Genomic DNA, 15,640 nt, shown 5'->3' with positions numbered 1-15,640 from the left:
CAGTCGGCCTGCGGGCGGCGGGCTGGGAGGTGACGGTCCTGGAGCGGTCGGCCGCCTTGCCGGACAGCGGCACCGGGCTCGGCATCTGGCCCGCCGCGATGCGCGCACTGGACGTCCTCGGCGTCGGCGACGAGGTGCGACGCCGGGGCAGCCGTCAGGCCGGGGGGTCGATCCGGCGCCCCGACGGCAGCCGGATCGCCACCATCGACGTCGAGCGGCTGGAACGCCGGCACGGCGAGCCGGTGCACCTGGTCACCCGCCCGGTGCTGCTCGCCGTCCTGGCCGGCGCGCTGCCCGGCCCGGCGCTGCGCCTCGGCGTACCGGTGACCGGCCCGGGGCCGCTGCTCGACGCGTACGACCTGGTGGTGGGCGCGGACGGGATCAACAGCGTGGTGCGCGCACAGATGTACGGGCAGCGGTACCCGCTGCGGTACGCGGGCGCGGTGGCCTGGCGCGGCGTGGTCGACCTGGACCTGGCCGAGGGCGGCGAGACCTGGGGGCGGGGGCGCAAGTTCGGCCTCACCCCGGCCGGGCCGGGCCGCACCAACTGGTACGCCGCGGTGCGGTTGCCCGAGGGGCACCCGGCTCCGCCCGACGACCGCGCCGAACTGCGCCGCCTCTTCGGCGACTGGCACCCGCCGGTGCCGCGGGTGCTCGACGCGCTCACCCCGGAGGGGATCCTGCGGCACGAGATCCGCGACCTGACGCCGCTGCCGTCCTACGTGTCCGGCCGGACGGCGCTGCTCGGTGATGCCGCGCACGCCATGACGCCGGACCTCGGGCAGGGCGGCTGTCAGGCGCTGATCGACGCGGTCGCGCTCGCCGACTGCGTACGCGACGCCGGGGACGTGCCGGCCGCGCTGCGCGCGTACGACAGGCGGCGCCGGCGGCCCACGCAGCGGATCGCGGCCGGCGCGCGGTGGGCCGGGCGGCTGTCCGGCGTGCGCCGGCTGCTGCCGGTGCGGGACGCGCTGCTGCGGCTGGCGCTGGCGGCCGGACCGCCCGCGTGACCTGAGACACATCCGATACGAACCCGTTCCGTATCGAAACCGGCTCACCTACGCTCGGCAACGTTACGAGTCTGACCCGTATCGTATTTCGAACGCGGGTGAACCGGGGGGAGAACGGCAGTGGAACCACACGAGAACACCGGACACCCGAGGAGGTGGGCGATCCTCGGCGTGCTGGTGATCAGCCTCCTCGTGGTCGTCCTCGACAACACCATCCTCAACGTCGCGCTGCGCACCCTGGCCGACCCGGTGCACGGCCTCGGCGCCACCCAGGGCGAGCTGGAGTGGGCGATCAACTCCTACACGCTCGTCTTCGCCGGGCTGCTGTTCACCTTCGGCGTCCTCGGTGACCGGCTCGGCCGCCGCCGCTTCCTGATCCTCGGGCTGGCACTGTTCGGCCTGTCCTCGCTGCTGTCCGCGTACGCGCAGGACCCGGGCCAGCTCATCGCGGCCCGCGCGCTGATGGGTGTCGGCGGCGCGGCCATCATGCCGGTGACGCTCTCGATCATCTCCAACGTCTTCGACCCGCGCGAGCGCGCCAAGGCGATCGGCGTCTGGGCCGGCGCGGTCGGCCTCGCGGTGGCGATCGGCCCGGTGCTCGGCGGCGCGCTGCTGGAGCACTTCTGGTGGGGCTCGGTCTTCCTGATCAACGTGCCGGTGGTGGCGCTCGGCGTGGTGCTCGTCGCGGCCCTGGTCCCCGAGTCCCGCGACCCCAAGCCCGGCCGGGTCGACCTGCTCGGCGTGCTGCTCTCGGTGGTCGGCCTGGTCGCCCTCACCTACGGCATCATCGACGGCGGCGAGCACGGCTTCGGCCGCCCGCAGGTCTGGGTCGCGGTGCTCGGCGGCCTCGCGGTGCTCGGCTGGTTCGTCGCCCACGAACTGCGCAGCGACCACCCGTCGCTGGACGTACGGCTGTTCCGGGTGCCCCGCTTCGCCGCGCCGGTGGCCCTGGTCGGGCTGGTCTTCTTCGCCGCCATGGGCGTGATGTTCTTCGGCGCGTTCTACCTCCAGTTCGTCCGCGGCTACAGCCCGCTGGAGAGCGGCCTGCTGTTCCTGCCGTTCGCCGCGGCCCAGCTCATCTTCGCGCCGCGCAGCGCGGCGATGGTCCGCCGCTACGGCGGCCGGGCGGTCGCGGCCGTCGGGCTGCTGCTCACCACTGTGGCGCTCGCCGCGTTCGTCTTCATCGACGCGGACACCCCGATCTGGATCTTCTCGGCGCTGGGCTTCCTCCAGGGCGCCGGGATGGCGAACATCATGCCGCCGGCCACCGAGTCGATCATGTCCTCGCTGCCCAGGGAGAAGGCCGGTGTCGGTTCCGCGGTCAGCAACACCGTGCGCCAGGTGGCCGGCGCGCTCGGCGTGGCGGTGCTCGGCTCGGTGCTCTCCGCCGTCTACCGCGACCAGGTCGGCCCGGCGGTGGCCGCCCTGCCCGCCCCGGTGCGCGACGCGGCCCGCGAGTCGGTGTCCGGGGCGTACGCGGTCGCCGGCCGGCTCGGCCCCGACGCGCCGCGACTGATCGACGCGGCCAACGACTCGTTCGTCTCGGCCATGCACTGGGCGGCGGGCGCCTCCGCGGTGGTGGCCGCGCTCGGCATCGTGATCGTGCTGCGCTGGATGCCGGGCCGGCCGGTCGTCGCCCCCGACGCGGCGCCGGTCACCGACAGGGAGTTGGCCGGTACCGCGTAGGTTCGTGGACAATGTCTGACATGACTTCCACGGCGGGTGCTCCGCGGTCGCCCGGGCGACCGCGGAGCACCCGTGCGGACGAGGCGATCGTCGACGCCACCCTCGACCTGCTGGCCGAGGGCAGCACCATAGAGTCGCTGTCCATCGAGGCGATCGCGGCCCGCGCCGGAGTCGGCAAGGCCACCATCTACCGCCGCTGGCCGGGCAAGGACGCGTTGCTGCTGGACGCGTTGCGCACGCTCAAGGGGCCCGCGCCCCGCACCGCCGGGCGCTCCGTCCGCGACGACCTGGTACTGCTCGTCGGCGCCGTCGGCCAGCACGCCGACCCCCGGGTCCGCAAGATCATGCCCTGCCTGGTGCCCGAGGTGAACCGCAGCTCGGCCCACCGGCAGGCGTACGAGGCGATCGTCGAGCCCCGGCGCGCGGCGATGCGCGAGGTGCTGCGCCGCGCCATCGACCGGGGCGAACTGCGCGCCGACCTCGACATCGAGGTGACCATGTCGCTGCTCACCGCGCCGATGCTCACCCAGCGGATGCTGCGCTGGCACCCCGAGCGCGACGAGCGGATGCTTCCCGAGCGGATCGTGGACACGGTCCTGGACGGCCTGCGCGTCCGCTGACCCGGGCCGGCCGGTCCGCCCGGCGCGGTCCGGCCGCTCAGCGGGCGGGCGTGCGCAGCCGGTGCAGGCGCAGCGCGAGCTGCACCTCCAGCGCCCGCTCCGGCCGCTGCCAGTCCGCGCCGAGCAGGTGGCCGACCCGCTCCAGCCGCTGGGTGACCGTGTTCACGTGCACGTGCAGCTGCTCGGCGGCGCGAGCCAGGCTGCCGCCCACCCCGAAGTACGCCTCCAGCGTCTTCACCAGCGCCGTGCCCCGCCGGGCGTCGTAGTCCAGCACCGGCCCCACAGTCGTGGCGAGGAACCGGGCCACGTCCCGGTCCCCGGCGTCACCGACCGCGCCCAGCAGCAGCCCGACGAAACCCAGCTCGGTGGTGCTCGCCCCCTGCCCGGCCCGGCCCAGCGCACCGAGCGCGGACAGGCAGCGCTCCGCCTCGGCGAACGTGACAGCCAGCGACGCCGGACCGGTCGACGGCCCGCTCGCCCCGGCGGTCACCGGGCGGCCGGTCACCCGGGACAGGTCCCGGGCCACCGCGCGGGCCGCACCGCCGGCGTCGTGGCCGGGCAGCATCAGCACCACCCGTCCGGCACGCGCCGCGGCAAGGCCACCCCGGGTCGAGGCGTACGTGGTGGCCCAGGACAGCACCCGCTGCCGGGCCGAGCCGGTCTCGGCGAACGCGTCGTCACCGACCGCCACCAGCACGTGCGGGGCGTCCAGGTCCACCCCGATCCGGCGGGCCCGCGCGCGCAGCGCGTCGGCGTCGCGCAGCGGCCGGGCGATCAGGTCGTCCAGCAGCTCACCGCGTACCCGCCCCTCCGCCTCGGCCACGGTCCGGCGGAACAGCAACAGCAACGCGGTCACCAGCGCGGCCCGCTCCAGGATGCGCTGGTCGGCGTCGACCAGCTCGTCGTCCGGGCGCAGCACCAGCGCGCCCAGGTTCTCCGCACCGGCCACCACCGCGGCGTACCAGAGCGGGCCCCGGCGCACGCTGCGCCCCTCGGTACGGGACGCGGCGACCGCCTCCACGATGTCCGCCCGGTCCGGCTCCTCGATCTCACCGACCCGGGCCAGCCGCCGGCCCTCGGCGTCCAGCGCCAGCAGCGCGCCACCGAGCACCTCGGTGACCGCCGCCGCCACGTCCTCCATGCCGCCGCCGCGCACCACGAGCGCGGTCATCCGGTCGTGCGCAGCGGCGGCGCGCTCCACCGAGCTGCTGTGCGCCCGGATGGTGCTGTTCGCCGCGGACAGCTCCGCCAGCGCCGCCCGGGTCTCGGCGAGCAGCCGCGCGGTGTCGATCGCCACCGCCGCGTGCGCCGCCAGCGACACCAGCAGCGACACCTCCTCGCGGGCGAACGGGCGGGCCGAGCGGTTCGCCGCGTACAGCACGCCGATCACGCTGGACCCGAGCCGCAGCGGCACGCCGAGGATGGCCACCAGGCCCTCCTCGCCCACGCCGCCGTCGATCTCCCCGGTGTGCCGGAACCGCTCGTCCTCCTGGTAGTTCGAGGTGACGTACGGGGTGCCGGTCTGCGCGACCAGCCCGCCGAGCCCGTCGCCCAGCTCCAGCCGCAGCCGCTGGAACCGGGCCGAGATCGAGCCGTCGGTGACCCGCATGTACGTGTCGCCGCGCTCGTCGTCGTTGAGCGTCATGTACGCCACGTCGGTGCCGAGCAGGATCCGCGCCCGGTGCACGATCGCGCGCAGCACGTCGTCCAGGTCGCGCAGCCCGGCCAGGTCGCTCGCGGTGTCGTACAGGCCGGACAGCTCGGTCTCCCGGCGGCGCCTGCGGGCCAGCAGGGCCCGTACCCGCAGCGCCACCACCTTCGCCTGCTCCAGCTCGGCCAGCCGTTCGGCGGGCAGGCCGGCGGCGCGCGCGGCCACCAGCGGGCCCTCGAACTCGACCGCGGCGGCTTCGCGCGCCAGCAGCTCCAGGAACTCGACCGGCGACGACATGACCGACATTGTGCGCGGGCCCACTAGTTCGCCGTCCAGCCCCCGTCGAGGGCGATCGAGGTGCCGGTGAGGAACGCGGCCGGCGGGGAGCACAGGTACGCCACCAGTTCGGCCACCTCCGCCGGCTCGATCAGCCGCTTGATCGCCGCCCGCGCCAGCATGATCTTCTCGACCACCTCGTCCTCGCCGATGCCGTGGGTGGCCGCCTGGTCGGCGATCTGGCTCTCCACCAGCGCGGTGCGCACGTACGCCGGGTTGATGCAGTTGGCCGTGACGCCGTGCGCGGCGCCCTCCAGCGCCACCACCTTGGACAGGCCCTCCAGCGCGTGCTTGGCCGAGACGTACGCGGCCTTGAACGGCGAGGCGCGCAGCCCGTGCACCGAGGAGATGTTCACGACCCGGCCCCAGCCGTTCGCGTACATCAGGGGCAGCGCGCGGCGGATCAGCAGGAACGGCGCCTCCACCATCACCCGCTGGATGTACTCGAAGCGCTCGACCGGGAAGTCCTGGACCGGCGCGACGTGCTGCAGCCCGGCGTTGTTGACCACGATGTCGGCGTCGACGTCGAGCCGGTCCACAGCCGCCGGGTCGGCCAGGTCGATCCCCACCGCCCGGCCGCCGGCCTCGGCGGCCACCGCCTCGGCCGCCGCCACGTCGCGGTCCAGCACCACGACCGTCGCGCCGGCCGCTGCCAGGCGCAGGGCACAGGCCCGTCCGATGCCGCCGCCACCACCTGTGACCAGCGCGGTGCGACCGGTCAGGTCGACGTGTACGACGTGGGGGACCGCCACGGGTTCTGCCGTCATGGCGCATGAACGTACGAGCCGGGTGCCCCCTGGCACATGGGGCGGCGACACATACTCCACCGTCTGCGTGTGTGGTGCGCCGCGTCACCGCCCGTGCCCGGCGTGTCCGGCCGTCCCGGCGTCGGCGGGCACCAGTAGGGTGTGTCGAACACACGTACTGCTGGCGGCTCGGGGAGGAGGCGGCGTGCGCGTGCTGGGCGTCGACCCGGGGCTGACCCGGTGCGGGGTCGGCGTTGTCGAGGGCGTGCCGGGCCGTCCCTGCACGCTCGTGGCCTACTACGTGGTCTACACCGACCCGGAGGACGACCTGGCGCTGCGCCTGCTGCACCTGGACCGCTCGCTCACCGACCTGGTCGCCGAGCACCGGCCGGACGCGGTCGCGGTGGAGCGCGTGTTCAGCCAGCACAACGTCCGCACCGTGATGGGCACCGCGCAGGCCAGTGGCGTCGCGGTGCTCGCCGGGGCCCGGGCCGGGCTGCCCGTGACGACGTACACGCCGAGCGAGGTCAAGGCGGCGGTGACCGGCTCGGGGCAGGCGGACAAGAAGCAGATGACCACCATGGTCACCCGGCTGCTGCGGCTGCCCGAGCCGCCGAAGCCGGCGGACGCCGCCGACGCGCTGGCGCTGGCCATCTGTCACGTGTGGCGCGGGGGCACCCGGTCGAAGCTGGCCGAGGCCGCGCAACGGGCCCGACGAGGAGGGACGCGATGATCGCGAGCGTACGCGGCACGGTGACCGCCACCGGCCCGGATCACGCGGTGGTGGAGGTGGGCGGCATCGGCCTGGCCGTGCAGTGCGCCCCCGGCACGCTCGCCGACCTGCGCGTGGGCCAGCCCGCCCGGCTCGCCACCAGCCTTGTGGTCCGGGAGGACTCGCTCACCCTCTACGGCTTCGCCGACGACGACGCCAAGCAGCTGTTCGAGCTGCTCCAGACCGCCAGCGGGGTCGGTCCCCGGCTGGCCCAGGCGGTGCTCGCCGTGCACACGCCCGACGCGGTCCGCAAGGCCATCGCCAACGCCGACACCGCCGCGCTGACCCGGGTGCCGGGCATCGGCAAGAAGGGTGCCGAGCGGCTGGTGCTGGAGCTGCGCGACCGGGTCGGCCCGGTGCCGGTGGGCGCCGACGGCGCGGCCGGGGTGACCGCGGGCGCCTGGCCGGAGCAGGTCCGCCAGGCCCTCGTCGGGCTCGGCTGGACGGCCGGGCAGGCGGAGCAGGCGGTGGCCGCGGTGGCGGAGACCGTCGACGGCGAGACCCCGCCGGTGCCGGTGCTGCTCAAGCAGGCGATCCGCCTCCTGGGCCGCAGCCGATGAGCGGGGAGAATCTGGTCTCGGCGTACGTGAACGACGCCGAGCTGGACGCGGAGGCCAGCGTCCGCCCGAAGCGGCTGGACGAGTTCATCGCCCAGCACCGGGTCCGCGACCAGCTCGACCTGCTGTTGCAGGGCGCGATGCGGCGCGGCTCCCCGCCCGACCACATCCTCCTCTCGGGGCCGCCCGGCCTCGGTAAGACGACCCTGGCCAACATCGTCGCCGCCGAGTTGGGCACCGGGATCCGGGTGACCAGCGGCCCGGCCATCGAGCGCTCCGGCGATCTGGCCGCGATCCTGACCGGCCTCGCCGAGGGCGACGTGCTGTTCATCGACGAGATCCACCGGATCGCCAAGCCGGCCGAGGAACTGCTCTACAGCGCCATGGAGGACTTCCGCGTCGACGTGGTGGTCGGCAAGGGCCCGGGTGCCACCGCCATCCCGCTCGACGTGGAGCCGTTCACGCTCGTCGGCGCCACCACCCGCTCCGGCCTGCTGACCGGCCCGATGCGCGACCGGTTCGGCTTCGTCGCGCACCTCGACTTCTACGCGCCGGCCGACCTGGAGACGCTGCTGCACCGGTCGGCGCGGATCCTCGGCGTGCCGATCACCGCCGACGGCGCGGCGGAGGTCGCGGGCCGGTCCCGGGGCACCCCGCGTATCGCCAACCGGCTGCTGCGCCGGGTCCGCGACTACGCCGAGGTCCGCGCCGACGGCGTGGTCACGCTGGAGACGGCTCGTGCCGCGCTGACCGTCTACGACGTGGACGCGCTGGGCCTGGACCGGCTCGACCGGGCGGTGCTGACCGCGCTCGTCGACTCGTTCCGGGGCGGCCCGGTGGGCCTGTCCACGCTCGCTGTGGCGGTGGGCGAGCAGCCGGACACGGTCGAGGAGGTCTGCGAGCCGTTCCTGGTGCGGGCCGGGCTGCTGGCCCGGACCCCGCGCGGGCGGGTGGCGACCGAGGCTGCCTGGCGCCATCTGGGTCGTACGCCCCCGAATGGTACATTTGGTGCGGATGCCCCTCCGGGGCCCGATCTGTTCTCGGTGCAGACCGACCAGCCGTGATCCGTTCGTGATCTGTGCCGCATTCGGTCTTCTCAGGAGCAGGGACTAGACTTCGCCGCGGTTTGTACAGGACGTGAGAATCCGCTTCCGCTGCGGCGCCCTCCGGCGCCGGGGTGGAGGCCAACCGGAAGGTCTACACCGTGCTTTACGCAGCAGCGAGTGGCGGGGGAGCCGGCAGTCTGACGCCGATCCTCATGATCGCTCTGCTTTTCGTCGTCATGTACTTCATGATGATCCGTCCGCAGCAGAAGCGCCGCCGCGAGGCAGAGCAGATGCAGTCCGCTCTCGCCCCGGGCGACGAGGTGGTCACCATCGGCGGCCTGCACGGCACGGTCACCGCGGTCGAGGACGAGACGGTCCTGCTCGAGGTCGCTCCGGGCGTGCAGACCCGGTACGCCCGCCCCGCCGTCGCGCGGGTGATCAAGCGCGCCGAGGCGCCGGCGGCCGAGACGATCACCGAGGAAGCCGAGCCGGTCAAGGAGTGACCACCCGTCCCGGACGGGGCAGCGGATTCATCCGTACAAGTGGATAGTTGGGGTCGGCGCGCGGCGCCGGCATCCGGCCGGGCCGTGCGGCGCCCCCGCGCCGCGCACCAGCCGGCGTGCCGTCCTCCGGTGCCGACCCGCCGGAGCAGTCGGGCGGACACCCCCGGCCCGACAGTTGTCGCCGCCGTGGAAGCGGCGCGACCGTACAGGGAGACAGGACAGCCGTGGCACCACCTCAGGGACAGATGCGGCCCGGACGGCAGCTCGCCGTGCTCGGGTTCATCTTCGTCGTCCTCTATCTATTGGTGTTCTTCTCGGGCGGCGCCAGCGGTGGCTGGAAGGACCGGCTGGAGCCCCGGCTCGGCCTGGACCTCGTCGGCGGCACCCGGCTGACGCTCGAGGCCACCAACACGGTGGACGGCAAGCCCCCGACCGCCGACAACCTCGAGGAGGCCCGCCAGATCATCGAGAGCCGGGTCAACGCCTACGGCGTGGCCGAGGCCGAGGTGGTCACCGAGGGCAACCGCAACATCGTCATCTCCCTGCCCGGCCAGAACCGCGACCTGACCGACGTCGGTGAGGCCGCCGAGCTGCGCTTCCGCAAGGTGCTCAAGGCCACCGACGGCAGCGGCGCCGCGCTCGCGCCCGCGCCGACGCCCAGCGCCACCCCGTCCGGAGCCGCCACCCCGTCGGGCAGCGCGTCGCCGAAGGCGAGCACGAGCCCGAAGGTGAGCGGGTCGCCGAGCGCCGGCGGGCAGGGCGGTATGGCCCCGACGCCGAGCGCCAGCGCCTCGGCCTCGCCGTCGGCCTCGCCGAGCGCCGCCGCGCCGAGCCCGAGCGCCAGCGCCGAGCCGGTGCCGCAGAGCATCGAGCAGCAGCGCAAGGCCGTCGAGCAGAAGGTCGGCGCGGCCGCCTGGGCCGCCGCCTCGGGCCTGCAGGCCCCGGCGGACCTGACCACCGACCCGTCGCTGGCCGACAAGCTCAAGCCGTTCGGCACGCTCACCCCGCAGGAGATCGCCGTCCTGCCGGTGGAGATGCAGTTCAACGTCCCGACCATCACCTGCGCCCAGCTCGACTCGCGGCCCGCCGCCTCGATCAAGGACGAGAAGCAGAAGGCGGTCGCCTGCGAGTCCGGCGCGAAGTACCTGCTGGACGTGGCGAAGGTGCTCGGCACCGACGTCAAGAACGCCTCCGCCCAGCTCGACCAGACCAGCTCCTGGGTGGTCAGCCTCAACTTCACCGGCAGCGGCCAGGAGAAGTGGACCGCGCTGACCCGCGAGGCGTTCACCAACGAGGGCCAGGCCTGCGACCAGACCGCGCTCGGCCAGGACGGCAAGTGCCGCGTCGCCGTGGTGCTGGACAACGAGATCGTCTCGTCCCCGGAGATCCAGGGCGTGCTGACCGGTGACTCGCAGATCACCGGCAGCTTCGACAACAAGGCCGCGAACGCGCTCGCCAGCCAGCTGCGCTACGGCGCGCTGCCGGTGACCTTCGAGCCGCAGGAGCAGCAGAACGTCACCGCGACGCTCGGCGACAGCCACCTCAAGGCGGGTCTGCTGGCCGCGGGCATCGGCATGCTGCTGGTCATCATCTACTCGTTCTTCTACTACCGGCTGCTCGGCTCGGTCATCTTCCTGAGCCTGGTGCTCTCCGCGCTGCTGGTGTTCGGCGCGCTCGTGGTGCTCGGCCGGTCGATCGGCTTCACGCTCACGCTCGCCGGCATCGCCGGCATGATCGTCTCGCTGGGCGTCGCGGCGGATTCGTTCGTCATCTACTTCGAACGATTGAAGGACGAGATCCGGGAGGGCCGCAGTCCACGGAGCGCGGTGCCGCGCGCCTGGATCCGCGCCCGCCGGACGATCATCTCGGCGAACGCGATCACGCTGATGTCGGCGGTGGTGCTCTACATCGTGTCGGTCGGCGCGGTGAAGGGCTTCGCCTTCGCGCTCGGCCTGGCGACCGTGCTCGACCTGGTCGTCGTGTTCCTCTTCCGCCACCCGATCATGACGATGTTCGCCCGGACCCGGGCGTTCCTGTCGCCGCGGGTCAGCGGTCTGGGCCGGGCGCTGCCGGCCCGGTCGGCCGAGCCGGGCACCGCCCGCAACCCGCGTGTGAAGGAGGCCTGAGATGGCTAAGAGCGGTCTGGCCGCCCGGCTCTACCGGGGCGAGGCGGATCTCAACATCGTCGGGCGGCGCAAGCTGTGGTTCGGCGTCGCCGGCGTGCTCATGCTGATCGCCGTGCTGAGCTTCGCGATCAGCGGCTTCAAGCTGGGCATCGAGTTCGCAGGCGGCAACTCGTTCCAGGTGCCGGCCAGCGTCGGCACCCTGGACCGCGCCGAGCAGGTCGTCGATGAGGTGCTGGCCGACGAGGCGCCCGGCGTCGAGGTGGTCAGCGCGCAGAAGGTCGGCGGCACCAGCGGCGAGTTCTACGAGATGCGTACCGGGCAGCTCTCCGCCGAGCAGGCCAACGCGGCCAAGACCGCGATGGCGCAGGAGTTCGGCATCCAGGCCGACCAGATCAGTGGCAGCCAGGTCTCCGAGGCCTGGGGCAGCCAGGTCACCTCGCGCGCCTTCCTCGGTCTGGTGATCTTCATCGCGGTGGTGTCGATCTACCTGGTGCTGCGCTTCGAGTGGCGGATGGCGGTCGCCGCCATCGTCTCGCTGCTGACCAACCTGGTCCTCACCGCGGGCATCTACTCGCTCGTCGGCTTCGAGGTCACCCCGTCGACGATCATCGGCTTCCTCACGATCCTGGGCTTCGCGCTCTACGACGTGGTGGTGGTCTTCGACAAGGTGCAGGAGAACACACGCGGCATCACCGCGAACAACAACGTCACCTACGGCGAGGCGTCCAACCTGGCGCTCAACCAGAGCCTCATGCGGTCGCTGAACACCTCGGTCGTGGCACTGCTGCCGGTCGGCGGTCTGCTGTTCATCGGCGCCGGCCTGCTCGGCGCGGGCACGCTGAAGGACCTCGGCCTGGTGCTGTTCGTCGGTATGGCGGTGGCGTTCCTGACCTCGATCCTGCTCGCCACGCCGCTGCTGGTGCTGCTGAAGAACATGGACCCGCGGATCAGCGCCCACAACAAGCGGGTGCTGTCCCGCCGGGCCGCGCTCGCCCGGGGCGAGATCACGCCGAAGGGCCCGCGTGCCACCACGCCGGCCGCCGACGCGCCGATCGACCCGGAGGCGGCGGCGCTGGCCGGCGCCGCACCCAAGGTGGGCGCCCGGCCGGCCGGCAAGCGTCCCAGCGGTGCCCGCGGCGGCCGTCCCGCCGGGGGCGGCGGCAACCGGCCCGGCGGCAAGCGCCGCTGACCGCAGGGCCGGACGGAATCGGTCCGACGGCGTCCGTCATGCTGATGTCACGGCATGACGGACGCCGTCGTCGTTTCGAGAGGACATGGGACGCACAGTGACGGAGACCCACACCACAGGGGTACGGGGAGACAGCGGCCCGGAGGTCGCCCAGCTCGTCGCCAGCCGGTTGCTGGACGTGCCGGACTTCCCCAAGCCGGGTGTCGTGTTCAAGGACCTGATGCCGCTGTTCGCCGACGGTGAGGCGTTCCGGGCGGTGATCGACGGCATCATCGCGTACCACGGGCCGGAGTCGTTCGACACCGTCGCCGGCATCGAGGCACGCGGGTTCGTGCTGGCGGCGGCGGTCGCGTACGCCACCGGTGTCGGCGTGGTGCCGGTGCGCAAGGCCGGCAAGCTGCCCCGGGCCACGCACTCGGCCTCCTACGCGCTGGAGTACGGCGAGGCGACGCTGGAGGTGCACCAGGACGCCTTCACCGCGGGCCACCGGGTGCTGGTGCTCGACGACGTGCTCGCCACCGGCGGGACCGCCGAGGCGACGCTCGACCTGGTGGAACGCGCCGGCGGCACGGTGGCCGGGTTCACCGTGCTGCTGGAGCTGGGCTTCCTCGAGGGCCGTAAGCGGCTGGCGCAGCGCCCGGTCCATGCCCTGTTGACCGTTTGACCAGGCCGGCCCGTCGGGCCGGTCGGCGCCGACCGTCCGGGGGAGCAGTGGCGTACCCTGCGTACGGGTAGCATTGCCCTTTGCCCGACCCGGCCGAGCTGTCCGGGGCGGCGAAGGCGCCGGGGCCCGGCCCCGGCGACCGCGTGGAACAAGACCGGCCTCCGGGCCGGTTGAACCAGACGTCGGCCGGACGGCCGGCGCATCCCGGCGAGCGGTGAGGAGGCCGGTGTCCCACGATGTCGTCCCTCCGGTGGAGGGCACGGTGCACCCGACAGGCGACGCGGACGGCTCGGTGACCGAGCGCAGCGGCAACCCGCCGGCCCGGGCGACCGGCGCCACCGGCGGCGCGTCCGACGCGACGGCCGACGGCGGGGCGGTCGTGGTGCCGTTCCCGACCGAGGGTTCCACCGAGTCCACGCCCGGCAGCGGTTTCGCCCTCTCCAACGCGCCCACCGGCCGGCGGGTACGCGCCCGGCTGGCCCGGTTCAACGCGCCCTGGCAGACCTCGCAGGTCAGCGAGGTGCTGGAGCCGCTGATCGCGACGCACCGGGAGAACCACCCCAAGGCCGACGCGCGGCTGCTCCAGCGCGCCTTCGACACGGCCGCGCGGTGGCACTCGGGTCAGTACCGCAAGTCCGGCGACCCCTACATCACGCACCCGCTCGCCGTGGCGACCATCCTGGCGAACCTGGGCATGGACACCACCACGCTGGTCGCGGCGCTGCTGCACGACACCATCGAGGACACGGAATACACACTGGACCAGATGCGCGCCGACTTCGGCGGTGAGGTCGCGCTGCTCGTCGACGGCGTCACCAAGCTCGACAAGGTCAAGCTCGGCGACGCCGCCAAGGCCGAGACCATCCGCAAGATGGTCGTCGCGATGGCGAAGGACCCCCGGGTCCTGGTGATCAAGCTGGCCGACCGGCTGCACAACATGCGGACCCTGACCTTCCTGCCCCGCCCGAAGCAGGAGCAGAAGGCCAAGGAGACGCTGGAGATCCTGGCCCCGCTGGCGCACCGCCTCGGTATGAACACGATCAAGTGGGAGCTGGAGGATCTCGCCTTCGGCACGCTGTTCCCGAAGCGGTTCGAGGAGATCAACCGGCTGATCGGCGAGCACCAGCCGCAGCGCGAGGCGCTGCTGCGCCAGGTGACCCAGAAGGTGTCCACGGACCTGAAGGCCGCCAAGATCAAGGCGGAGACGACCGGCCGGCCGAAGCACCTCTACTCGATCTACCAGAAGATGATCGTGCGGGGGCGGGACTTCAACGACATCTACGACCTGGTCGGTGTGCGGATCCTGGTCGACACGGTGCGCGACTGCTACGCGGCGCTGGGAGTCATCCACGCCAACTGGCAGCCGGTGCCGGGCCGGTTCAAGGACTACATCGCGATGCCCAAGTTCAACATGTACCAGTCGTTGCACACGACTGTCATCGGGCCCACCGGCAAGCCGGTGGAGATGCAGATCCGCACGTACGCGATGCACCGCACCGCCGAGTTCGGCATCGCCGCGCACTGGAAGTACAAGGAGCACAAGGGCACCCCGGTAGTGGGCCCGCCGGCGCACATCGACGAGATGACCTGGCTGCGGCAGCTGCTGGACTGGCAGCGCGAGGCGGCCGACCCGAGCGAGTTCCTGGACGCGCTGCGGTTCGACCTGTCCAGCCAGGAGGTGTACGTCTTCACGCCCAAGGGCGACGTCATCCCGCTGCCGACCGGGTCGACGCCTGTCGACTTCGCGTACGCGGTGCACACCGAGGTCGGGCACAAGTGCATCGGCGCGCGGGTCAACGGCAAGCTGGTGCCGCTGGAGTCGACGCTGTCCAACGGCGACGTGATCGAGATCTTCACGTCGAAGTCGGACACGGCCGGCCCGACCCAGGACTGGCTGGGCTTCGTCAAGAGCCCGCGTGCGCGGACGAAGATCCGCCAGTACTTCAACAAGGAGCGGCGCGAGGAGGCGATCGAGGCCGGCAAGGACGCGATCGTCAAGGCGATGCGCAAGCAGGGCATGCCGTTGCAGCGGATGCTCACCTCGGACGCGCTGATGGCGATCGCCCGGGACCTGCACCTGGCCGACGTGGCCTCGCTGTACGCGGCGGTCGGCGACAGCCAGGTCTCCGCGCAGTCGGTGGTGCAGAAGCTGATGGCGTCCTACGGCGGCGAGGAGGGCGCGGCGGAGGACATCGCCGAGACCGCCGTCGCCACCCGGCCGCCGCGCAGCCGGCAGAGCAGCGCCGACCCGGGCGTGGTGGTCCGCGGCGTCAGCGACGTCTGGATCAAGCTGGCCCGCTGCTGCACGCCGGTACCGCCGGACTCGGTGTTCGGGTTCGTCACCCGCTCCGGCGGGGTCAGCGTGCACCGGGACGACTGCGCCAACGCCGAGGACCTGCGCGCCCAGCCCGAGCGGGTGGTCGAGGTGAGCTGGAAGCTCACCTCCGCCTCCACGTTCCTCGTCGCCATCCAGGTCGAGGCGCTGGACCGGCACAAGCTGCTCGCCGACGTGACCAGGGTGCTGTCCGAGGAGCGGGTGAACATCCTCTCCGCGACCGTCACCACCACCCGGGATCGGGTGGCGGTCAGCCGGTTCAGCTTCGAGATGGCCGACCCGAAGCACCTCGGCCACCTGCTGGCCGCCGTGCGCAAGGTCGACGGCGTGTTCGACGCGTACCGGGTCACCTCGGGGGCCTGAGCCACCACGCACACGAAAGCGCCCGCCGGCTGGATC

At 73.0% G+C, this 15,640-nt stretch carries 13 protein-coding genes; 11 read left to right on the top strand and 2 right to left on the bottom strand.

Annotated elements, in window-relative coordinates:
- From ABD52_RS20195 to ABD52_RS20185, 3 genes are all read left to right on the top strand, one after another.
- A partial coding sequence (locus tag ABD52_RS20195; RefSeq protein ID WP_047892841.1) for an FAD-dependent monooxygenase occupies nt 1-1,010 on the top strand: 1,010 nt, incomplete at its 5' end.
- Between the two features lie 120 nt (nt 1,011-1,130).
- Entirely contained in the window at nt 1,131-2,696 is a 1,566-nt protein-coding gene (locus ABD52_RS20190; RefSeq protein WP_047892840.1) for an MFS transporter, read from the top strand.
- An 11-nt stretch (nt 2,697-2,707) separates the two neighbouring features.
- On the top strand, nt 2,708-3,316 hold the full coding sequence (locus tag ABD52_RS20185; RefSeq protein WP_047892839.1) for a TetR/AcrR family transcriptional regulator: 609 nt from the start codon (nt 2,708-2,710) through the stop codon (nt 3,314-3,316).
- 37 nt (nt 3,317-3,353) lie between these two features.
- Here the strand turns inward: ABD52_RS20185 and ABD52_RS20180 are convergent, their stop codons facing one another.
- The gene (locus ABD52_RS20180) at nt 3,354-5,273 is read right to left on the bottom strand and encodes a helix-turn-helix domain-containing protein (protein WP_013285461.1); all 1,920 of its coding nucleotides are present in this window, start codon (nt 5,271-5,273) and stop codon (nt 3,354-3,356) included.
- A 14-nt stretch (nt 5,274-5,287) separates the two neighbouring features.
- The gene (locus ABD52_RS20175) at nt 5,288-6,070 is read right to left on the bottom strand and encodes a 3-hydroxybutyrate dehydrogenase (RefSeq protein WP_047892838.1); all 783 of its coding nucleotides are present in this window, start codon (nt 6,068-6,070) and stop codon (nt 5,288-5,290) included.
- 184 nt (nt 6,071-6,254) lie between these two features.
- Here ABD52_RS20175 and ruvC point away from each other — a divergent pair, with 184 nt between their 5' ends.
- From ruvC to ABD52_RS20135, 8 genes are all read left to right on the top strand, one after another.
- Nucleotides 6,255-6,782, top strand: coding sequence for a crossover junction endodeoxyribonuclease RuvC (gene ruvC, locus ABD52_RS20170; RefSeq protein WP_047892837.1), 528 nt, complete (start codon nt 6,255-6,257; stop codon nt 6,780-6,782).
- Entirely contained in the window at nt 6,779-7,381 is a 603-nt protein-coding gene (gene ruvA, locus ABD52_RS20165; RefSeq protein WP_047892836.1) for a Holliday junction branch migration protein RuvA, read from the top strand. Before ruvC ends, ruvA begins: the two co-directional genes overlap by 4 nt.
- Entirely contained in the window at nt 7,378-8,442 is a 1,065-nt protein-coding gene (ruvB, locus tag ABD52_RS20160; protein WP_013285465.1) for a Holliday junction branch migration DNA helicase RuvB, read from the top strand. Before ruvA ends, ruvB begins: the two co-directional genes overlap by 4 nt.
- A 140-nt stretch (nt 8,443-8,582) precedes the next feature.
- A complete protein-coding gene (gene yajC / locus ABD52_RS20155; protein WP_036345294.1) occupies nt 8,583-8,927 on the top strand; it encodes a preprotein translocase subunit YajC in 345 nt (114 codons plus the stop codon).
- A 224-nt stretch (nt 8,928-9,151) separates the two neighbouring features.
- Nucleotides 9,152-11,053, top strand: a complete 1,902-nt coding sequence (gene secD, locus ABD52_RS20150) for a protein translocase subunit SecD (RefSeq protein ID WP_200905217.1) — start codon at nt 9,152-9,154, stop codon at nt 11,051-11,053.
- 1 nt (nt 11,054) lies between these two features.
- Nucleotides 11,055-12,242, top strand: coding sequence for a protein translocase subunit SecF (gene secF / locus ABD52_RS20145; RefSeq protein WP_047892834.1), 1,188 nt, complete (start codon nt 11,055-11,057; stop codon nt 12,240-12,242).
- Nucleotides 12,243-12,339: 97 nt separating this feature from the next.
- The gene (locus ABD52_RS20140; RefSeq protein WP_030271021.1) at nt 12,340-12,906 is read left to right on the top strand and encodes an adenine phosphoribosyltransferase; all 567 of its coding nucleotides are present in this window, start codon (nt 12,340-12,342) and stop codon (nt 12,904-12,906) included.
- Nucleotides 12,907-13,156: 250 nt separating this feature from the next.
- Nucleotides 13,157-15,604 carry a bifunctional (p)ppGpp synthetase/guanosine-3',5'-bis(diphosphate) 3'-pyrophosphohydrolase gene (locus ABD52_RS20135; RefSeq protein ID WP_174361784.1) on the top strand — a complete coding sequence of 816 codons (2,448 nt, stop codon included), beginning with the start codon at nt 13,157-13,159 and terminating at the stop codon, nt 15,602-15,604.
- Nucleotides 15,605-15,640: the final 36 nt, after the last annotated feature.

The sequence above is a fragment of the Micromonospora sp. RV43 genome, from assembly GCF_001029515.1.
Lineage (GTDB): Bacteria > Actinomycetota > Actinomycetes > Mycobacteriales > Micromonosporaceae > Micromonospora > Micromonospora aurantiaca.
This window is presented reverse-complemented; position numbering and strand designations above follow the sequence as displayed.